This is a genomic window from Oryzicola mucosus, assembly GCF_014534685.1.
GTDB classification, from domain to species: domain Bacteria; phylum Pseudomonadota; class Alphaproteobacteria; order Rhizobiales; family Rhizobiaceae; genus Oryzicola; species Oryzicola mucosus.
On the sequence record NZ_JACVVX010000002.1, the window covers coordinates 66,203 to 85,538 of the forward strand.

Consider the following 19,336-nt stretch of genomic DNA (forward strand, 5'->3'; position numbering starts at 1 on the left):
TTGTTTTGACAAGCCGGCAGCGCCCCTCTAAGCCTTTCTTAAGCCGATTATGGCAAAGCTCTGTCTCCCTGGACGGGCCCTAGCGTGAACAAAAGAAAGAGCGAACTGGCGAGAGACATCTATATACCGTTTGTGGGAACGCTTTTCCGCGACGGGCTTACGCTCACCATTGGCTTTTCGGCCCAGATATTTCTCGTCCTGCTCGTCTACTGGAAAACCAGCGACAACACCTATCTGGTCATCGCCGGCCTTTTCCTGCTGGTCGCCTTCCTGCGCATGCGCAACATCCGCAAATACCGATATGCGCCGCCGCCGCGTGATATCGGCGAAGCAAGGCATCGCGAGAACGACTACATCCTCTATGCGTCGATGCATGGGCTGATGCTCGGCCTGTTTTGCTTCGCCGGCATCTATTGGGCCCACGATAACTTCGCCGAAATTGCCGCGGTCTGCGTCACGCTCGCCTCGGCGACTTCGATAGCCGGCCGCAATTACGGTTCGCCGCGCATGGTGATGATCTTCATCGCCACAATGACCTGGCCGATCTCCCTCGGCTTCATCCTCCGCGGCGATATCTACCATGTGCTGCTAGGGCTTTTGTCGGTTCCCTTTCTTTTCGCGATCAAGCGCTATGCCGATCTCGTCAGAGACGTGCTGTTTTCCGCTCTTTCGGAAGAGCAGAAGGCGAACAACATCGCCCAGCGCTTCAACCGCGCGCTCAACACCATGTCGCATGGACTGGTGATGCTGGGACCCGACGGGCGCGTGGTGGTCGCCAATGCCGAAGCCGCTGCGCTGATGCTGGTTGAGAACCCAGAAAAGCTGATGGGACGCTCGATCCGGGGCATGCTGCTGCGCGGCGTCGCCGGCGGCATGCTGTCGATTCGCGACTGCCGCTATATCGAGGCGCAATTGACGCGTGCCTTGCGCGAAGGCAAGAGCCGCAAGGTCCTGGTCAGCCTCGCCAACGGTCAGCATTACGAATTTTCGGCTCGCGAAGGCAGCCAGGAGTTGGGCGTCATCACCTTCGAGGACGTGACACAGCGCGTCGAGGCGGAAGAGAAGATTCGCTTCATGGCCCGTTACGACAGCCTTACCGGCCTGCCCAACCGGGCCTATTTCCATGAACTGGTAAGCGAGCGCATGGCGGTCGGCGACCGTGACCGCCTCTGCGGCATCGCCGTCATCGACATGGACGATTTCAAGAGCGTCAACGACACGCTCGGCCATCCCGTTGGCGACGGGCTGATCTATGCGGTGGCGGAACGTATCCAGGCGCTGGAAAAGCAGGACATCGTCGTCTGCCGCTTCGGCGGCGACGAGTTCATGATCTATGTCGACAGCATCGCCGATGCAGACCAGTTTTCGTACCTTCTGGACAACGCCTTTTCCGATCTGCATGGCTGGGTCGATGTCGCCGGCCATTCGCTGCGCATCCAGGTCAGCGGCGGGGCGGTTCTGGGGACGGTGGGCGAAAACGACGTCGACGGCATGATCGTCAAGGCCGATCTGGCGCTGCACAAGGCCAAGGAACTGGGCAAGAACGGCTGGCGGCTGTTTGAAACCGTCATGGACGAAGCCTTCCGCAAGCGCCAGGCGATGAAGGTCGACCTGCGGCATGCGGTGGAGACCAAGGCGCTGCGCGTCGTCTTTCAGCCCATCGTGTCGATGAACTCCATGCGTATCGTCAGCTGTGAAGCGCTGTGCCGGTGGGATCATCCCCAGCTTGGGCCGATTTCGCCGGCGGTTTTCATTCCGCTTGCCGAAGAGATCGGCATCATCTCCGACATCAGCACCTTCGTGCTTGAGGCCGCTTGTCACGAATGCTGCAAATGGCCAGATCCGATCGGCGTGTCGGTCAATCTGTCAGCCAATGATTTTCGCTCGGGCAACATCGTCGACAAGGTCAGGGATGCGCTCGAGACATCGGGCCTGTCAGCCGACCGGCTGGAAATCGAAGTCACGGAAACCGTCCTGCTCGACGAAAAATACGATGCGCGCGGCTATATAGAAGGTATTCGCGCCCTGGGGGTGAACATCGCCCTGGACGACTTCGGCACCGGCTATTCCAGCCTCAGCTATCTCAACAAGCTGCCGCTCGACAAGATCAAGATCGACCGCAGCTTCCTGTTGGACATCGCCCGCAACGAACGCGCGCTGCATCTGCTGAAGGGCATCGTGGCCTTGTCGAGGCCTCTCGGCCTCGCCGTCACGGTCGAGGGCGTCGAAACCTTCGAGCAGTTGAAGGTCCTCGCCAAACACGTAAAGCCCGATCTGGTCCAGGGCTTCTTGTTCGGCGCCGCCCTTTCGCCGCTGGGGATCGAAACCATGTCCGCAACCACATGGCCGTTCGCCAGTGAGGTCCACGGCTTTCGCCACAAAGTTTCTGCCTGACCACAGATCGTGGGCGGTCGGGACAAATATCGCAGGCGGCGACCAATTATCGGGATGAAAACGTGATCGGCGAAAAGGTCCGTTAACCTTAACGTTTGGTAAACAGAATATGGACCAGTTTCGGCTTTACATATCTCCGCCCATCGTTCTCTAATCCGGCATTGTTTTCATGACGGGGTTTGTTTGATGGCGCATCTTTCGGGGCCGGGCCAGACGGCTGGCGCGGATCAGGCGGACGCGTCGGAAGTATCGAGTTTTGCGCGCAATGTTTCGTCCCTGCTGGACCGCGTGGAGTACCGCCGCTGCGACAAGGGCGAGGATCTCGAGGACATCTACCGGCTTCGCTACAAATCCTATCGTCTCGTCGACATGGTGCCGCATAACGAGAACAGCATCGTGCACGATGCGTTGGACGAGAGCCCGAACTGCTACAAGTTCGGCATCTATGTCGACGGCACGCTGGTCAGCACGCTCCGCATCCATCACGCCCATCGCGAGGTGATGGATTCGCCGTCCACCACCGTCTATGGCGACCTGCTGCGCCCGCAATTGGCGAAAGGCGTCAGTTTCGTGGACCCCAGCCGTTTTGCCGCCGATCCGGAATGGTCGCGCGTCTATCCGCAGATCCCCTATGTCACGCTGCGGCTTGCCGGCATGGCCTGCTTTCATTTCAACGCGCCGTTCTGCCTGTCGACCATCAGGCCCGAACATGCCGGTTTCTATCGCCGCATCTACCAGTCCGAGCAGATCGGCGAATTGCGCGACTACCCCGGCCTCAACTACCAGGTCGTTCTGTTCCGCGCCGACGTTAATGCGATCCGCGCGCGCTCGTTGCAACGCTTTCCATTCTTCCGCTCCAGCGTTCTTGAGCAGCGGCTTCTGTTCGATGCCCCTTCGGTCGGCGAAAACGCGCCGCTGACGGTGCTTCCATCGGCCAAATACATTCGCGACGCCGCCTGACTCGGGAAAACCGAAGGGTCGCGCGTTGAATCTCACGCGCCATAAGCTACCTTTGCGTCCATGAGCCGTCGAACCCGGAGCCTATGACCAGCAAATCCGAACTTGTCAGAAACGTCGTCTGGGCGGGCGATCTCACCGCCGACGAACTCGAAAGAGCCATCCGCGGCGTTTCCGAAAAGCTGTTTGCCAAGGGCAACTATCTTTGCCATCGCGGCGATCGTCTCGACTACTGGACCGGAGTGGTGACCGGCCTCGTCAAAATGAGTTCGATCACCCGTGACGGCAAGGCGATTACCTTTTCAGGCATCGGCGCGGGCGGCTGGCTGGGCGAGGGGTCGGTGCTCAAGGACGAGCCGCGCAAATACGATCTGGTCGCGCTGCGCGAAACCCGCGTTTTGATGATGAACCGCGCGACGTTCCACTGGCTTGCCGAAAACAGCATCGGTTTCAACCGTTTCCTGGTGCGTCAACTCAACGAACGGCTCGCCCAGTTCATCGCCTCGACGGAGTATGAGCGCATCCTCGATCCGAAGGCCAAGGTCGCGCGCAACCTCTCATGGCTGTGCAATCCGGTGCTGAACCCGCATGTCAAGGCGCTGATCGAGATCACGCAGGAGGAGCTTGCGCTGCTGTCGGCTGTGTCGCGCCAGGTCGCGAATCGCAGCCTGCAGGAACTGGAGCAGGAGGGGCTTCTGCGGGTCGAGCACGGTCGCATCCACATTCTCGACGCCGACGCGCTCGGCGCCTATGGCGCGCAGAACCGGAGGCTGGATTGAGCCGGCTTCTTTCGAATTTTCAGGCTGGAGCGCGGAGGCCGCGCATTTAAAAGACTATCTGCCGCCCTGTCTGTCAAGGGCCCCGTTGATTGCCGCTGCCTTTAGCGGCTAGCCTCGCACAGATGTTGGAATCGAGGAGGGTTCCGGCATCGTGGATGGATCGCCATTCCGGGAGGAACGCAGTGGACGATGCCTGCAAGGCTCAGCGCTATGCCTGCCGCTCTTGGTCGAAGGGCGGGGTTGTTGTTCGCGCGCATCATGACACAATGCCGAACAACACCGCGAACAAGGCGGGACCGGGAGGAACAGGGTCATGAGCGTTGCGGCATCCGCCGGCCTGCTGGACACGTTTCCAAAGTATCTGCTTCTCAACGCGCAGCGTTTCGCCGACCGCCCTGCCATGCGCCACAAGGATTACGGCATCTGGCAGAGCTGGAGCTGGGCCGAGCAGTTCGATGAAATCCGAGCCCTGGCGCTCGGGCTGCAAGGCATGGGGCTCGGCCATGGCGACCGCATCGCGGTGGTCGGTGCGAATCGCCCGCGCATGTACTGGACATTTGCCGCCGCGCAGTCGCTGGGCGCCATTCCGGTGCCGGTCTATGCCGATGCGGTGGCCGAGGAGATGGCTTATGTCATGGCCGATGCGGGCGTGCATCTCGCCGTGGTGCAGGACCAGGAGCAGGTCGACAAGATCGCCAGCTTCGCCGAGCAATGTCCCGACCTTCGCGCCCTGATCTATGACGAGCCGCGCGGGCTGCAGGACTACGACCGCGCCCGCCTGCACGATTTCGCCGATGTCCAGGCCAGGGGCAGGGCGCTGCTTGCCGCCGATGCCGCGCGCGGCCGGCGCTGGGAACAGGGCATCCGCGAGGCCAGCGGCGACGACATTTCCGGCATGCTTTATACCTCGGGCACCACCGGCCGCTCCAAGGGCGTCATGCTCAAGGCGTCGAGCGCTGTGGCAGCTGCGAGCGATACCGTTGCCTTCGACCGTCTCACCGATACGGACAGCGTGCTCGCCTATCTGCCGCTCGCCTGGGTCGGCGACCACTATCTCAACTATGCGCAGGGTTATGTCTCGGGCTTCTGCATGAACTGCCCCGAGAGCGCCGACACCGTGGCGCAGGATCTGCGCGAGATAGCACCCACCTTCTACTTCGCGCCGCCGCGCGTCTTCGAAAGCCTTTTGACTAGCGTAACCATCCGCATGGAGGACGCCGGATGGTTCAAGCGCAAGCTGTTTTCCCATTTCATCGGCGTGGCGAAGAAGCATGGCGAAGCGCTTCTGGAAGGCCGGCCCGTTCCGCTCGGCGGACGCATTTCCTATCGCCTCGGCGAGTTCTTCATCTACGGCCCGCTCAAGAATGTGCTCGGCCTGTCGGGCATCCGCGTCGCCTATACGGCGGGCGAGGCAATCGGGCAGGACCTGTTCTCGTTCTTCCGCTCGCTCGGCATCAACCTCAAGCAGCTTTACGGCCAGACCGAAGCATTTCTCTATGTCACCTGCCAGAAGGACGGCGCGGTGCGCGCCGATACGGTCGGCCCCGCGGCACCCAACACCGACATCCGCATTTCGGATGCCGGCGAGGTTCAGTTCCGCTCGCCCGGCCAGTTCGCAGGCTATTACGGCCAGCCGGAAAAGACCGCCGAGGCCTTGACCGAGGACGGCTACGTCAAGACGGGCGATGCCGGCTTCTTCGAAAGCGACGGACAGCTTCGCATCATCGACCGCGCCAAGGATGTCGGCAAGCTTGAGTCGGGCGCGCTGTTTGCGCCGAAATACATCGAAAACACGCTGAAGTTTTTTCCTAACATCAAAGAAGCGGTGGCCTATGGCGATGGACGCGGTTTCGTCGGCGTCTTCCTCAACATCGACCTTCAGGCGGTGGGCAACTGGGCCGAGCGCAACAACATCGCCTACGCTTCCTACCAGGAACTCGCCGGCCACCCGGAGGTCTACAAGATCGTCGCCGGCCATGTCGACGAGACCAACCGCCGGCTGTCCCGCGAGCCGATGATGGCGGGCGCGCAGATCAAGCGCTTCCTCATCCTGCACAAGGAACTCGACGCCGACGATGGCGAGCTGACGCGCACCATGAAGGTGCGCCGCTCCTTCGTCGCCGAGCGCTACAAGACGCTGATCGATGCGCTGTATGACGGGTCGCCGGAAAAATATGTCGAGACCGAAATGACCTATGAGGACGGTCGCAAGGGCTCCGTGCGCGCCACCGTCAGGATCATGGACGTCAAGACTTACGAGCCCGCGCAGGCCGCCGGCTTCAAGGAGGCCGCCGAATGAACGCGCATAGCGACGCGGTCGCAGCCGTGGCCCCCGACGACGGCATCGCGCCGGGCGAGCTTCTGATGGATGTGCGCAACGTCTCGCTGCGCTTCGGCGGGGTGAAGGCCATCACCGACATCTCCTTCGATGTTCGCAAGGGCGAAATCCGCGCCATCATCGGCCCCAACGGCGCCGGCAAGACCTCGATGCTGAACGTCATCAACGGCTTCTACACGCCCCAGGAAGGCACCATCACCTTTCGCGGCAAGCAACGCCGGGCGATGAAGCCGCACCATGCCGTGCGCCAGGGAATCGCCCGTACCTTCCAGAACGTGGCGCTGTTCAAGGGCATGTCGACGCTCGACAACATCATGGCCGGCCGCTCGGTTTTGATGAAACGCAACCTGTTCTGGCAGATGCTGTGGCACGGCCCGGCGCTGCAGGAGGAAATCGCGCATCGCCGCGTGGTCGAGGAAATCATCGACTTCCTCGAGATTCAGCACATCCGCCGCACGCCGGTGGGCAAGCTGCCTTACGGCTTGCAAAAGCGGGTCGAGCTTGGACGGGCTTTGGCGATGGAGCCCTCGCTGCTTCTGCTCGACGAGCCGATGGCGGGCATGAATCTCGAGGAGAAGGAGGATATGAGCCGCTTCATCATCGAGGTGAACCGCCAGCGCGGTACCACCATCGCGCTAATCGAGCACGACATGGGTGTCGTCATGGACCTTTCGGATCGCGTCGTCGTTCTGGACTACGGCAAAAAGATTGCCGACGGCCCGCCCGAGGCCGTGAAGTCCAACCAGCAGGTTATCGACGCCTATCTTGGCGTCGCGCACTGAAGGAGTTTCCCCATGACCATTTCCACGCTCGCCCTCACCCCGCTCGTCTCGCTCATAGCCGGCGTGCTGATCCTGATCATGCCGCGCCTGCTCAACTACATCGTCGCCTTCTACCTCATCATCGTCGGGCTGTTGGGGCTGTTCCCCAATTTGCTCGGGTAGTTCGAAAGGGAGCGCGGTATTGACTGAAATCACCCCCATCTGTCCTGCCGGACATCTCTCCCTCAAGGGGGGAGATTGGATAGCATCCACGCCGGTGCCCTTCGCTACACCGCATCAGGTTTTTGGGGCGCTCGATGAAGGCCAATCTCCCCCCTTGAGGGGGAGATGCCCGGCAGGGCAGAGGGGGGTGAACGTTGCCTCGCCACCAAAGGGAGGCAACTCATGGATTTCCTGAATTCCATCTTGGTCAAGCCCTTCGCGGATATGGCCGCCGCGCCGGATTTCCTGCTCCAGGTGCTGTGGGAAGGCATTGTCTCGGGCGTGCTCTATGCGCTGATCGCGCTCGGCTTCGTGCTGATCTACAAATCCTCCCGCATCTTCAATTTCGCGCAAGGCATCATGGTGGTGTTCGCCGCGCTCACTCTGGTCGGCCTGCATGAGAAAGGCGTACCGGCGCTGCTCGCCGTTCCGCTGACGCTGGTGGTCATGTTCATCCTGGCGGTGGGCATCGAGCGCGTCGTGCTGCGGCCGCTGGTCAACCAGCCCGACATCATCCTGTTCATGGCCACCATCGGCATCACGCTGTTCCTCGTCGGCTTCGGCGAGATCATCTTCGGCGGCGAAAACAAGGTGATGATCACCGAACAGCTCTACATTCCCACCGGCAGCTTCGAGTTCGAGCCTTTCGGCGGTTTCGTGTCCATCGAGCAGAAGGACCTGACCGCCGTCATCGGCGCAGGGCTTCTGGTGATAGCGCTGCTGGTCTTCCTCAATCGCTCCAAGATGGGCCGCGCCATCCGCGCGCTCGGCGACGACCATCAGGCAGCCCTTTCGGTCGGCATTTCTCTGTCGACCATCTGGGTGCTGGTCTGGTTCATCTCCGGCATCATCGCGCTCGCCACCGGCATCGTCTGGGGCGCCCGCGCCGGCGTGTCCTTCGCGCTTGAAGTCATCGCCTTCAAGGCGCTGCCGGTGCTGATGCTGGGCGGATTGGAATCGGTGTCGGGCGCCATCATCGGCGGCCTGATGATCGGCATCCTGGAAAAGCTGTTCGAGATTTACTGGGGCCAGCCGCTTCTCGGCGGCAACACCGAAACCTGGTTCGCCTTCGTCTTCGCGCTGTTCGTCCTGCTGTTCCGGCCGCAAGGCCTGTTCGGCGAACGCATCATCGAGCGGGTGTGAAGATGGGCATTTTCGCGCGTGCGGTAGATGCAGTGCGGGGCGCATCCCTCCCCCTCGAGGGGAGGGATGCCGCGAAGCGGTCGGGTGGGGTCATCTCGGCAGTGCTCGGCATTCTTTCCTCCAACATGGAAGGATTCCGCTGATGCCCCGCACGCGCGTTTCCTTCGAGATGCGGCAAAAGGCGCGAGCGTTACGTCACATATCGACGAAGGCAGAATCCCTGCTGTGGAACGAACTTCGCGACCTCAAACCGCTTGGCATCAAGTTCCGCCGTCAGTCGCCCATTGGCCCTTACATCGCGGACTTCGCTTGTCTCGCAGCAAGGCTGATCGTCGAAGTCGACGGTGATGCCCACGAGACAGAGCGAGGAAAGCGGCATGATGCCAACCGCGATGCCTATCTGCATTCCCTTGGCTTTACCGTCCTGAGGGTCGACGAGCCGGATGTCATCGCCAATGCCTGGCATGTTGCGCAAACGGTGAAGGACAGAGCCGAGCATCTCCTCGGGGACCCCACCCGGCCGCTGCGCGGCCACCCTCCCCTCAAGGGGGAGGGAAACGTCGCGCCCGCCATCGAGGAAACCGCCTGATGCTCTACCGCACCGCCGGCCAGTTCAAGACCTCCTATGTCGCCGACCACGCGCTGTTTCCGGTCAGGCAGGATGCGTGGCTGCTCGCCTTCATCCTGCTGCTCGCTTTCGTCGTCTTCCCGATGACGGCGAGCGAGTTCGCCTTTCGCGCGCTGCTCATCCCCGTGCTGATCTATGCGCTGGCGGCACTCGGCCTCAACATCCTCACCGGCTATGCCGGGCAGTTGTCGCTGGGCACCGCGGCCTTCATGGGCGTCGGCGCCTATGCCTGCTACAAGATGACGACTGTTTTCCCCGGCATGAACCTGCTTCTGGCGATCGGCCTGTCCGGTTTCTTTTCGGCAGCCGTCGGCGTCGCCTTCGGCCTGCCGTCGCTCAGGATCAAGGGATTCTACCTCGCCATCGCCACGCTGGCGGCGCAGTTCTTTCTCGTCTGGCTGTTCGAGAAATGGGCCTGGCTTTACAACTACAACGCGTCGGGCGCGATCCAGGTCACCAACATCCAGATGTTCGGCATCACCGTCGCCGGGCCGCAGGCCAACGCCATAGTGCAATACTACTTCGTGCTCGGCGTGGTCTGCCTGGTCACCTTCTTCGCCATCAACATCACGCGCGGCCGCATTGGCCGGATGTGGAAGGCGGTGCGCGACATGGACATCGCCGCCGAACTGGTCGGCATCAACCTGATGAAGGCCAAGCTCTCGGCCTTCGCCGTGTCGTCCTACATCGTCGGCATAGCGGGGGCGCTGTTCGTGTTCCTGTGGCGCGGGGCTGCCGAACCGGTCCTGTTCGACATTCCCTTGTCGTTCCGGGTGCTGTTCATCGCCATCATCGGCGGGCTGGGCTCGATCCTGGGCAATTATCTCGGCGCGATCCTGATCGTGGCGCTGCCCGTCATCATCAGCACGCTGCCGGCGGCGCTCGGCCTGCCCATTCCCTCGGCCATGGTCGAGCATCTCAACACGATGATCATCGGCGCGCTGATCATCGCATTCCTGATCATCGAGCCGCATGGGCTCGCGCGCTTCTGGGCAATCATCCGGGAAAAGCTGATCATGTGGCCGTTCCCGCATTGAGGTGGAGGAGGGCCGGCCTTGCCGGTCCAGCAACGTGGAGGAGATACGGAATGAAAACGCTTTCGAGACTGGGGCTGCTGTCGGCGGCGGTCGCGATGGGGGCCCTGGCAGGCCTGCCCGCGCTGGCGGAAGACAGCGTCAACGTGACCAACCTGTCCTACCGCACCGGCCCGTTCGCAGCCACCGGCACGCCGGTGATGAACGGCCAGCGCGACTACATGCTGATGCTCAACGAGCGCGACGGCGGTGTGAACGGCGTCAAGATCGTCTATGACGAGTGCGAGACCGGCTACAACACCGAAAAGGGCGCCGAGTGCTACGAGAAGACCAAGGGCTCGAGCATCGTCACCCAGCCATGGTCGACCGGCATCACACTCCAGGTGCTGCCGAAATCCAATGTCGACAAGATCCCGATCTTGGCACCCGGCTACGGCTTCTCGCCGATGGCCGAAGGCAAGACCTTCACCTGGGCCTTCAACCCGCCGACCACCTATTGGGACGGCGCTTCGATGATCCTGCAGAACATTGCCGACGGCAATCTCGACAGCCTGAAGGGCAAGAAGATCGTTCTGCTGCATCTCGATGCGCCCTTCGGCAAGGAGCCGATCCCGCTGATGCAGGCCTATGCAGAAAAACACGGCTTTACCCTGCTGCCCATTCCGGTCGGGCTGAAGGAAATGCAGAACCAGTCGGCGCAGTGGCTGCAGATCCGCCGCGAGCGGCCTGATTTCGTCGTCATGTGGGGCTGGGGCGCTATGAATGCCGGCGCGCTCACCGAAGCCGCCAAGACCAAGTTCCCGATGGACAAGTTCGTCGGCATCTGGTGGTCGGGTTCGGATGCCGACCTCAAGACCGTCGGCGACGCCGGCAAGGGCTACCGCTCGATCTCCTGGAGCTTCCCGGTGTCGGATTCCAAGGTGATGCAGGACATCAAGACCCACGTCATCGACAAGGGCAAGTCCCTCAGCGCTCCGGGCGAGTTCGACTATGTCTTCTACCAGCGCGGCGTCGTCATTTCGATGTTCGCCGTCGAGGCGATCAAGGCAGCACAGGCTCATTTCGACACCAAGGTTGTCACGCCCGAGCAGCTGCGCTGGGGTTTTGAGAACCTCAAGCTGGACGACGCGTATCTGGCCGAGATCGGCTTCACCGGCATGGTGCCGCCCTTTTCCACTTCCTGCGCCAACCATGCCGGCCATTCCGGCGGCTGGATGCTGCAGTGGGACGGCGCGAAGTTCGTGAAGTCGTCCGATCTGCTTAAGGCCGACGAGGCCATGATCGAGCCGCTGGCGATTGCGGAAGCCAAGAAATACGCCGAGGCGAATGCACCCTGGCCGACCAACGAAGAGTGCAAGATGTAGCCGACTCAACCCTCCCCCTTGTGGGGAGGGTCGATCCGCGCAGCGGATCGGGGTGGGGTCGTCAAGGCCAAGCTGGACCGGCGACCCCACCCCACCTCGCAAACTTCACTGCGTGAAACTTGCTTGCCGACCCTCCCCTCAAGAGGGAGGGATTCTGTCAAAACGGAACCGCCATGACCCAGCCCGCACAGCAACCATCACCCGCCGAACCGATCCTGACGGTCAACAATATCGAGGTGATCTACGATCACGTCATCCTGGTGCTGAAAGGCGTGTCGCTTTCGGTGCCGCTGGGCGGCATCACGGCGCTGCTCGGCGCCAATGGGGCAGGCAAGACAACCACGCTCAAGGCCATCTCCAACCTGCTCCATGCCGAGCGCGGCGAGGTGACCAAGGGCACCATCGTCTTCGGCGGCGAGGAGGTCCAGGCGCTGTCGCCGAACGATCTGGTGCGGCGCGGCTGCATCCAGGTCATGGAGGGGCGGCATTGCTTCGGCCATCTCAGCGTCGAGGACAATCTGCTTACCGGCGCTTTCACCCGGCGCGACGGCAACGCCGCCATCCGCGCCGATCTCGACATGGTCTATGAGTATTTTCCCCGTCTCAAGGTGCGGCGCCAGAGCCAGGCCGGCTACATTTCGGGCGGCGAGCAGCAGATGACGGCAATCGGCCGGGCGCTGATGTCGCGGCCCCGGATGATCCTGCTCGATGAGCCGTCGATGGGGCTCGCGCCGCAACTGGTGGAGGAAATCTTCGAAATCGTTCGCAAGCTCAACGAGGAACAGGGCGTGTCCTTCCTGCTCGCCGAGCAGAATGCGGGGGTTGCGCTGCGCTATGCCAAATACGGCTATATCCTGGAGTCAGGCCGTGTCGTGCTCGACGGCGACGCCGAGGCGCTGCGCAACAACGAGGACGTCAAGGAGTTCTATCTCGGGGTCGGCGGGGAAGGGCGGAAGTCGTTCCGGAATGTGAAGCACTACAAGCGCCGCAAACGCTGGCTGGCTTGAGGGCCGATGAGACCGTGTCGCCGTTTTGAGCAATGAAAACCCAAGGATAGGCAGTATCCGACGCAGATCATGTCGCAGCCGGAAATGGAATCTTTCCGTTGCCCTTGACGGCGCATTTCGCTATGTGCGCAAGGATACATTTCCGGAGGGGAACTGACATGGCAGACCATACGCCCGCGGGTCCGATCGAAATCGGCGCCAAAATGGACTATCCGGAACATGAGCGCACCTATGCCATGTTCATTCATCTGGCGAAATACGGCACCCTTGTCTGCGTGGCTTTGCTCATTGCGATGGCTTTCGGACTTCTTGGCGGCGCGGGCTTCATTGCTTCGACGATCCTTTTCGTTCTGATCTGCGCCGTCGGCGGCTTTCTGTTTCGCTGATTTCTCCGTCCGCTTGAGTTCGTAGCGTAGAGCGCCGCCGCACAGCGTCCGGCGCATTGCGTTTGATAAGGTTCCAGCTGAAAGGATCTGCTGGTGGGACAGCTCATATTCGTTCCGAAAGAAATTGACGTAACGGAAAGCCGGGTCGCGGCTTCGCCGGATACGGTCAAGCGTCTGGTCGGTCTCGGTTTCGACGTGGTGGTGGAAGCAGGCGCAGGCACCTTGTCGCGCATTCCCGATGACGAGTTCGCCAAGGCCGGCGCGTCCATCGGCACGGCGTCCGATGCGGGCAGGGCGGACGTGGTGCTCAAGGTGCGCCGCCCGACCGAAGCCGAGCTGAAAGGCTACAAGTCCGGTGCCGCCGTTCTGGCGATCATGGACCCCTATGGCAACGACGCGGCGGTGGCAGCCCTTGCCAAGGCTGGCGTCACGGCCTTTTCGATGGAGTTCATGCCGCGCATCACCCGCGCCCAGGTCATGGACGTTCTGTCCTCGCAGGCCAATCTCGCTGGCTATCAGGCCGTGCTCGACGGCGCCTACGAATATGACCGCGCGCTGCCGATGATGATGACGGCCGCCGGCACTGTGCCCGCGGCCAAGGTGTTCATCATGGGCGTTGGCGTCGCCGGCCTCCAGGCCATCGCCACCGCGCGCCGCCTGGGTGCGGTGGTCACCGCCACCGACGTTCGCCCCGCCGCCAAGGAACAGGTCGCCTCGCTCGGCGCGAAATTCCTCGCCGTCGAGGACGAGGAATTCAAGGCGGCCGAGACCGCCGGCGGATACGCCAAGGAAATGTCCAAGGAATACCAGGCCAAGCAGGCCGCGCTGACGGCGGAGCACATCGCCAAGCAGGACATCGTCATCACCACCGCGCTCATTCCCGGCCGTCCGGCGCCGAAGCTGGTGTCCGCCGCCATGGTCGCCTCGATGAAGCCCGGTTCGGTGCTGGTCGATCTCGCGGTCGAGCGCGGCGGCAATGTCGAAGGTGCGGTTGCCGGCCAGATCGTCACAACAGCCAATGGCGTGAAGATCGTCGGCCACCTCAACGTCGCCGGCCGCATCGCGGCATCGGCCTCGCTGCTCTACGCCAAGAACCTCTACAACTTCCTCGAAACGATGGTCGACAAAGCAAACAAGACCATCGTCATCAACCGCGACGACGAGCTGGTCAAGGCGACGATGCTGACCGATGGCGGCAAGGTCGTGCATGCGAACTTCGCCGCTGCTGCGGCGCCTGCGCCTGCTGCCCCTGTCGATGCCGCGACGCCGCCTGCTGCCGCCGAGACCGACAAGCCGAAGCGTGGCCGCAAGCCGAAGGCGGAAACAGCGGGTGCGGCGGAAGCCGAATTCGCCGCCGAGGAAGGGTTCGACCCAGCGCCTCCGGCCGAGCCGGCCAAGGCAAAGCGCGGCCGGCCACCGAAAACGGCGGCCGTACCGGTTTTTGCTGCGGCTGCCGACAAGCCCAGGCGTGGCCGCAAGCCCAATGCCGCCGTCGCGTTGGGCGAGGCGGAAGCCGAGTTTGCCGCCGAGGAAGGCTTCGATGCGGTTCCGGCCGAACCGGCTTCCACTGAACTTTCCAAGCCGAAGCGCGGACGCAAGCCCAAGACCAGCCTGGGGGATGCCGTCATCGCCGGCACCGATGCGGCCAGCTCCACAGAGGCAGGCTCCGCAGAGACTGGCACCACCGATACGCCGAAGGGAGATGCGTGATGGACAAGACCGCGCTCGAACGAGCCCTCGACCAGCTTGACCAGGCCGCCGCCGCGATCCGTCTCGGCGTGCAGGATCTCGCCGCCCATCCGGGCGCTGCCGATGCAGCCCATGCGCTGTCCGGCGGGGCCATCGATCCCTTCGTCTTCCGGCTTGCGATCTTCGTGCTGGCAATCTTCGTCGGCTATTATGTCGTCTGGTCGGTGACGCCAGCGCTGCATACGCCTCTGATGGCCGTCACCAACGCGATTTCCTCGGTCATCGTCGTCGGCGCCTTGCTGGCGGTCGGCATCTCGGCCTCGGGCCTTGCCACCGGCTTCGGCTTCATCGCGCTGATCCTGGCCTCGGTGAACATCTTCGGCGGCTTCCTCGTCACCCAGCGCATGCTGGCGATGTACAAGAAGAAGGATCGCTGACGGTGAGGCCGTTCTTAAAGCCTGCAACTGTGGCGCTTGCGGTTCTCCTGTTCGCGCTCAATTGCGCTGTCGCCCGCCCGATCACCCCCGCCGAGCGGACCGCGCTTACCGATACGGTAGCGAGGTTTGATGCTGCCATGCGCGGCACCGACCTCGAGGCCATTGCCCAGACTGTGCCGCCGAAAGTGCTGGACCATATCGCCAAGCAAGCCAATGTCACGGTCGAGCAACTCCGCACGACGTTGATCGATCAGATCAAGACTGCGCTCGCCGCCGACACCATCGATTCGTTTAAGATGGATCTTGCCGAGGCGGAATTTCTCGAACTACCGGACGGCAAGCCCTACGTGTTGATCCCGACGGAAACCGTAGTCAAAACCGAGTCGGGCAAGATGGCGGTCGGCGGCAAGACGCTTGCCTTTATGGACGGCGACAGCTGGTATCTCGTGCGTGTCAGTGAGCCTCAACAAGTGAACATCCTGCGCGCCGTTTATCCGGAATTTGCGACGATTGAAATGCCCGAAGGCACGATGAAAGCGGTGCAATAAATGAACGCGAACCTAGCCTCTTTCCTCTACCTGGTCTCCGGCGTCCTGTTCATCATGGCGCTGCGCGGCCTGTCGCACCCCACCACCAGCCGCAAGGGCAACACCTACGGCATGGTCGGCATGGGCATTGCCATCGTCACCACGCTGGCGCTGGCAACCCCGTCCTTCGAAGGCCTCGGCCTGATCGTGCTCGGCCTCGCCATCGGCGGCGGCGCGGGCACCTTCATCGCCCGCCGCATCGCCATGACGTCGATGCCGCAGCTGGTCGCAGCGTTCCACAGCCTCGTCGGCCTCGCCGCCGTCATGGTGGCCGCCGCTGCCATGTACGCACCCGAAAGCTTCGGCATCGGCACGGTTGGCGCCATCCATGGTCAGGCACTGGTCGAAATGAGCCTCGGCGTCGCCATCGGTGCGATCACCTTCACCGGCTCCGTCATCGCCTTTCTCAAGCTCGACGGCCGCATGTCGGGCAAGCCGATCATGCTTCCCGGCCGCCATCTCATCAATGCCGCTCTCGGCATAGCGCTGGTCGTGCTGATCGTGCTTTTGGTCACCACCCAGAGCTACACGCTGTTCTGGCTGATCGTGCTGGCCTCGCTGGCGCTGGGCGTGCTGCTCATCGTGCCGATCGGCGGCGCCGACATGCCGGTGGTCGTTTCCATGCTCAACTCCTATTCGGGTTGGGCGGCGGCGGCTCTCGGCTTCACGCTGGGCAATCTGGCGCTGATCATCACCGGCGCACTGGTCGGCTCGTCGGGTGCGATCCTGTCCTACATCATGTGCAAGGGCATGAACCGCTCCTTCATCTCGGTCATTCTCGGCGGCTTCGGCGGCGAGACGGCAGCGGCTGCCGACGACGGGATCGAGCGCACCGTCAAGCAGGGCTCGGCCGACGACGCAGCCTTCCTGATGATGAACGCGTCCAAGGTCATCATCGTGCCCGGCTACGGCATGGCGGTCGCCCAGGCGCAGCATGCCGTGCGCGAAATGGCGGACAAGCTCAAGGCCGCCGGCGTCGAGGTGAAATACGCCATCCATCCCGTCGCGGGCCGCATGCCCGGCCATATGAACGTGCTTCTGGCCGAAGCCAACGTGCCTTACGACGAGGTGTTCGAACTCGAGGATATCAACTCCGAGTTCGCCCAGGCCGACGTCGCCTATGTCATCGGCGCCAACGACGTGACCAACCCGTCGGCGCGTGACGACAAGAGCAGCCCGATCTACGGCATGCCGATCCTCGATGTCGACAAGGCCAAGACCTGCCTGTTCGTCAAGCGCTCGCTCGGCTCCGGCTATGCCGGCATCGACAACACGCTGTTCTACAAGGACGGCACCATGATGCTGCTCGGCGACGCCAAGAAGATGACCGAGGAAATCGTCAAGGCCATGGATCACTGATCCGGGTCATCTCATCGACGAATACACAAAAGCCCGGCTCGTCCGGGCTTTTGTGCTTGTGTGGCCACCCTCTCCCCGCCGGGGTCCGAAGGACGGGTCGAGACCCGTGGCTCGCCCCCGGGCAGTGGCCCGAAGGGCCGGATGATGGGGCATGAAATCTATATGCGATCCGCTTGCCGTTTGAAGGGAGGCGGGTGCCGACGGGAGGATGAGGAGCAGCGCCGATCTACAGCAAAACGGCGGAGCGCTTGAGGACGCTCCGCCGTTTTAGATCATGTCTATGAGAACTTTCGCTACGCCCCGCGGGTGCGGGCGAGGCCGTCGACAGCCGGCTTGTAGTTGGGATCGAGGCGGACCGCAGCGGCATAGGACTTCGCCGCCTTGTCGCGCTCGCCGCGCCGCTCATAGACCAGAGCCTGGTTGGCCCAGCCTTCGGCAAGGTTGCCGTTGAGCTTGATGGCGGTGTTGAAGTCGGAGAAGGCGTTGTCGTCGTCGTTCATCGCCAGATAGGAGACGCCGCGGCCATTATAAGGCTCGGCGGAGTCCGGCGACAGCGAGATCGATGTCGAGAAATCCTCGATGGCGAAGGCGTGCTGGCCCTGCGACTGATAGATCAGGCCGCGATTGTGATAGGCGCGCGGATCGGTCGTATCGAGCTGGATCGCCTTCTGGAAGTCGGCGAAGGCGTCCTGCGTCCGGCCGTTCAGCCGGTAGAGGTTGCCGCGACCGATATAGGCGGCGTCATAGTTCGCGTTGAGCTGGATGGCGCGGTTGTAGTCCGACAACGCGGCCGCGTTGTCGCCGAGGAAGCGCTGGATCAGCGCGCGGTTGGAATAGGCCTGGTAGAAGCTCGGATTGAGTTCGATGGCGCGGTCGAAGTCGCGCTTGGCCTCGCGATACTTGCCGCCGCGACCATAGGCCGAGCCGCGCACATTGTAGGCTTCGGGGTCGCTCGGGTTCTGGTTGATGACCGCCGTCAGGGAGGAGATGTTCTCGTCCGAGCTCTGCGCCAGATCGACGGTGGCGAGATCGCTTACCGGATTGGAACTCTGGCAACCTGCAAGGGCGAGAGCGAGCACGGAAGCAGCGGCGAACAGCGCGCCACGGAAGGCGCTTCCACGGACGCCCGGCTCCAAAGGCCTGTCGATTGCAATCATCACGCTTTCCTCGTTTCCGGCCTGCGGATACCGCCGCCGACCGGCCTCAACCGGAACAAGAAGCCGGACTTCGCCGACCAGCACTGTGCAGCGATTGGCTGAACAGGATGTAAACAAAAAGGTGGCGGCGAATTTTCATCGCCCCACCTCGTCGTTATCCTTCGAAAAGGACCAAATATGGGCGGATCAACGCGCCGGACGTGCTGCGGCGCCTGCGCCGGGAGCCGGACGGGGCGCTGCGCCGGGCAGGAGACCTTCGCGCTGGGCACGCTTGCGAGCCAGCTTGCGGGCGCGGCGAACGGCTTCAGCCTTTTCGCGGGCGCGCTTTTCCGACGGCTTCTCGTAGTGGCCGCGCATCTTCATTTCGCGGAAGATGCCTTCGCGCTGCATTTTCTTCTTGAGAGCGCGAAGCGCCTGGTCAACATTGTTGTCGCGGACGAGTACCTGCACGAGCGATCCTGTTCCTTACGTGTTCGAGACTAAAAGGCTTTGCGGCAGAGCCGACAGCCTCCGCGATGGCACCCATCACGAATTTTGGCGGCAGATAGCAGAATCGACGCCCCTTGTCCACTAGGCCCGCATGCTCTTCGATAAGTTTGCGGGCAAATTGTGCGCTGTACCCAGAAAACGGTCCTGGGCCGATGCTCTGCGGTGCTATGCGTTCGACCGCCGGCTGGTCAGGTAAAGCACGGCGAAGGCCAGAAAGCCACCGATCAAATAGATCAGGACGCTGTCGGAAAATTCCCGCTGCGGGCTGCTGCTCGAAGCCAGCAGAAACGGCGCGAGCACGGCGACCGGGACGACGCCGACCAGATAGGACGCCAGACGGGGCATAGGGAATATCCTGCGCGCGACCCAGGCCAGCAGGGCCCCGAGCAAGGCGATCCCCAAAGTCGCCCCGACGATCGCGCCGATCAGTTCAGCCATCCCGATCCCCCCTTGCCTAGAACAGGAACATTGTCTTCCAAAACGTCCCGTCAAGATCGGCCTGCGAAATGCCAAGGCGCATTTCTGGCACCCGCATTGCGCTTCTGTGGTGCCATGCTTTATCCGTTCGCACCTATTATGCGGATGACAGCGCCGGAGTTCGGCGC

Annotated in this window: 18 protein-coding genes and 1 pseudogene; 16 read left to right on the forward strand and 3 right to left on the reverse strand. The window is 62.4% G+C overall.

The features are described 5' to 3' along the window. Positions 1 to 84: 84 nt before the first annotated feature. From ICI42_RS06795 to ICI42_RS06870, 16 genes and pseudogenes are all read left to right on the forward strand, one after another. Positions 85 to 2,394, forward strand: a complete 2,310-nt coding sequence (locus ICI42_RS06795) for a putative bifunctional diguanylate cyclase/phosphodiesterase (protein WP_188163807.1) — start codon at positions 85 to 87, stop codon at positions 2,392 to 2,394. A 186-nt stretch (positions 2,395 to 2,580) separates the two neighbouring features. Beyond that, the gene (locus ICI42_RS06800; RefSeq protein ID WP_330999121.1) at positions 2,581 to 3,354 is read left to right on the forward strand and encodes an N-acyl amino acid synthase FeeM domain-containing protein; all 774 of its coding nucleotides are present in this window, start codon (positions 2,581 to 2,583) and stop codon (positions 3,352 to 3,354) included. 83 nt (positions 3,355 to 3,437) lie between these two features. Further along, positions 3,438 to 4,130 carry a Crp/Fnr family transcriptional regulator gene (locus tag ICI42_RS06805; RefSeq protein WP_188163809.1) on the forward strand — a complete coding sequence of 231 codons (693 nt, stop codon included), beginning with the start codon at positions 3,438 to 3,440 and terminating at the stop codon, positions 4,128 to 4,130. 313 nt (positions 4,131 to 4,443) lie between these two features. Continuing rightward, on the forward strand, positions 4,444 to 6,429 hold the full coding sequence (locus ICI42_RS06810; RefSeq protein WP_188163810.1) for an AMP-dependent synthetase/ligase: 1,986 nt from the start codon (positions 4,444 to 4,446) through the stop codon (positions 6,427 to 6,429). Next, the gene (locus tag ICI42_RS06815; RefSeq protein WP_188163811.1) at positions 6,426 to 7,250 is read left to right on the forward strand and encodes an ABC transporter ATP-binding protein; all 825 of its coding nucleotides are present in this window, start codon (positions 6,426 to 6,428) and stop codon (positions 7,248 to 7,250) included. Before ICI42_RS06810 ends, ICI42_RS06815 begins: the two co-directional genes overlap by 4 nt. 12 nt (positions 7,251 to 7,262) lie before the next feature. Further along, a complete protein-coding gene (locus ICI42_RS06820; RefSeq protein ID WP_188163812.1) occupies positions 7,263 to 7,412 on the forward strand; it encodes a DUF3096 domain-containing protein in 150 nt (49 codons plus the stop codon). Between the two features lie 222 nt (positions 7,413 to 7,634). After that, positions 7,635 to 8,594 (forward strand): branched-chain amino acid ABC transporter permease, encoded by a 960-nt coding sequence (locus ICI42_RS06825; RefSeq protein ID WP_188163813.1) that lies wholly within the window; start codon positions 7,635 to 7,637, stop codon positions 8,592 to 8,594. Between the two features lie 142 nt (positions 8,595 to 8,736). Next, entirely contained in the window at positions 8,737 to 9,183 is a 447-nt protein-coding gene (locus ICI42_RS06830) for an endonuclease domain-containing protein (RefSeq protein WP_188163814.1), read from the forward strand. Further along, complete coding sequence (locus ICI42_RS06835; protein ID WP_188163815.1) at positions 9,183 to 10,259, forward strand: branched-chain amino acid ABC transporter permease; 1,077 nt, start codon at positions 9,183 to 9,185, stop codon at positions 10,257 to 10,259. Before ICI42_RS06830 ends, ICI42_RS06835 begins: the two co-directional genes overlap by 1 nt. Before the next feature lie 50 nt (positions 10,260 to 10,309). Then, positions 10,310 to 11,620: an ABC transporter substrate-binding protein gene (locus ICI42_RS06840; RefSeq protein ID WP_188163816.1), complete on the forward strand. Its 1,311-nt coding sequence runs from the start codon at positions 10,310 to 10,312 to the stop codon at positions 11,618 to 11,620. Positions 11,621 to 11,793: 173 nt separating this feature from the next. Further along, positions 11,794 to 12,627: an ABC transporter ATP-binding protein gene (locus tag ICI42_RS06845; RefSeq protein WP_188163817.1), complete on the forward strand. Its 834-nt coding sequence runs from the start codon at positions 11,794 to 11,796 to the stop codon at positions 12,625 to 12,627. A gap of 158 nt (positions 12,628 to 12,785) precedes the next feature. Beyond that, positions 12,786 to 13,013, forward strand: a complete 228-nt coding sequence (locus ICI42_RS06850) for an aa3-type cytochrome c oxidase subunit IV (protein WP_188163818.1) — start codon at positions 12,786 to 12,788, stop codon at positions 13,011 to 13,013. A gap of 93 nt (positions 13,014 to 13,106) precedes the next feature. Further along, positions 13,107 to 14,288 (forward strand): annotated as a pseudogene (locus ICI42_RS06855) (Re/Si-specific NAD(P)(+) transhydrogenase subunit alpha); the annotation flags it as partial. Positions 14,289 to 14,722: 434 nt separating this feature from the next. Beyond that, positions 14,723 to 15,139: an NAD(P) transhydrogenase subunit alpha gene (locus tag ICI42_RS06860; protein ID WP_188163819.1), complete on the forward strand. Its 417-nt coding sequence runs from the start codon at positions 14,723 to 14,725 to the stop codon at positions 15,137 to 15,139. 29 nt (positions 15,140 to 15,168) lie between these two features. Beyond that, a complete protein-coding gene (locus ICI42_RS06865; protein WP_188163820.1) occupies positions 15,169 to 15,687 on the forward strand; it encodes a hypothetical protein in 519 nt (172 codons plus the stop codon). Next, positions 15,688 to 17,085 (forward strand): NAD(P)(+) transhydrogenase (Re/Si-specific) subunit beta, encoded by a 1,398-nt coding sequence (locus ICI42_RS06870; protein WP_188163821.1) that lies wholly within the window; start codon positions 15,688 to 15,690, stop codon positions 17,083 to 17,085. Between the two features lie 293 nt (positions 17,086 to 17,378). Here the strand turns inward: ICI42_RS06870 and ICI42_RS06875 are convergent, their stop codons facing one another. The 3 genes from ICI42_RS06875 to ICI42_RS06885 form a co-directional block, all read right to left on the reverse strand. Next, a complete protein-coding gene (locus ICI42_RS06875) occupies positions 17,379 to 18,242 on the reverse strand; it encodes a tetratricopeptide repeat protein (RefSeq protein WP_188163822.1) in 864 nt (287 codons plus the stop codon). 186 nt (positions 18,243 to 18,428) lie between these two features. Further along, positions 18,429 to 18,692 carry a 30S ribosomal protein S21 gene (rpsU, locus tag ICI42_RS06880; protein WP_188163823.1) on the reverse strand — a complete coding sequence of 88 codons (264 nt, stop codon included), beginning with the start codon at positions 18,690 to 18,692 and terminating at the stop codon, positions 18,429 to 18,431. A gap of 204 nt (positions 18,693 to 18,896) precedes the next feature. After that, complete coding sequence (locus ICI42_RS06885; RefSeq protein ID WP_188163824.1) at positions 18,897 to 19,169, reverse strand: AzlD domain-containing protein; 273 nt, start codon at positions 19,167 to 19,169, stop codon at positions 18,897 to 18,899. Between the last annotated feature and the right edge of the window lie 167 nt (positions 19,170 to 19,336).

Excerpts from the sequence above, each read along its gene's own strand:
- ICI42_RS06800 (WP_330999121.1), top strand. The coding sequence starts at position 2,581 with ATGGCGCATCTTTCGGGGCCGGGCCAGACGGCTGGCGCGGATCAGGCG.
- ICI42_RS06805 (WP_188163809.1), top strand. The coding sequence starts at position 3,438 with ATGACCAGCAAATCCGAACTTGTCAGAAACGTCGTCTGGGCGGGCGAT.
- ICI42_RS06810 (WP_188163810.1), top strand. The coding sequence starts at position 4,444 with ATGAGCGTTGCGGCATCCGCCGGCCTGCTGGACACGTTTCCAAAGTAT.
- ICI42_RS06815 (WP_188163811.1), top strand. The coding sequence starts at position 6,426 with ATGAACGCGCATAGCGACGCGGTCGCAGCCGTGGCCCCCGACGACGGC.
- ICI42_RS06820 (WP_188163812.1), top strand. The coding sequence starts at position 7,263 with ATGACCATTTCCACGCTCGCCCTCACCCCGCTCGTCTCGCTCATAGCC.
- ICI42_RS06825 (WP_188163813.1), top strand. The coding sequence starts at position 7,635 with ATGGATTTCCTGAATTCCATCTTGGTCAAGCCCTTCGCGGATATGGCC.
- ICI42_RS06830 (WP_188163814.1), top strand. The coding sequence starts at position 8,737 with ATGCCCCGCACGCGCGTTTCCTTCGAGATGCGGCAAAAGGCGCGAGCG.
- ICI42_RS06835 (WP_188163815.1), top strand. The coding sequence starts at position 9,183 with ATGCTCTACCGCACCGCCGGCCAGTTCAAGACCTCCTATGTCGCCGAC.
- ICI42_RS06840 (WP_188163816.1), top strand. The coding sequence starts at position 10,310 with ATGAAAACGCTTTCGAGACTGGGGCTGCTGTCGGCGGCGGTCGCGATG.
- ICI42_RS06845 (WP_188163817.1), top strand. The coding sequence starts at position 11,794 with ATGACCCAGCCCGCACAGCAACCATCACCCGCCGAACCGATCCTGACG.
- ICI42_RS06850 (WP_188163818.1), top strand. The coding sequence starts at position 12,786 with ATGGCAGACCATACGCCCGCGGGTCCGATCGAAATCGGCGCCAAAATG.
- ICI42_RS06860 (WP_188163819.1), top strand. The coding sequence starts at position 14,723 with ATGGACAAGACCGCGCTCGAACGAGCCCTCGACCAGCTTGACCAGGCC.
- ICI42_RS06870 (WP_188163821.1), top strand. The coding sequence starts at position 15,688 with ATGAACGCGAACCTAGCCTCTTTCCTCTACCTGGTCTCCGGCGTCCTG.
- ICI42_RS06875 (WP_188163822.1), bottom strand. The coding sequence starts at position 18,242 with ATGATTGCAATCGACAGGCCTTTGGAGCCGGGCGTCCGTGGAAGCGCC.
- ICI42_RS06885 (WP_188163824.1), bottom strand. The coding sequence starts at position 19,169 with ATGGCTGAACTGATCGGCGCGATCGTCGGGGCGACTTTGGGGATCGCC.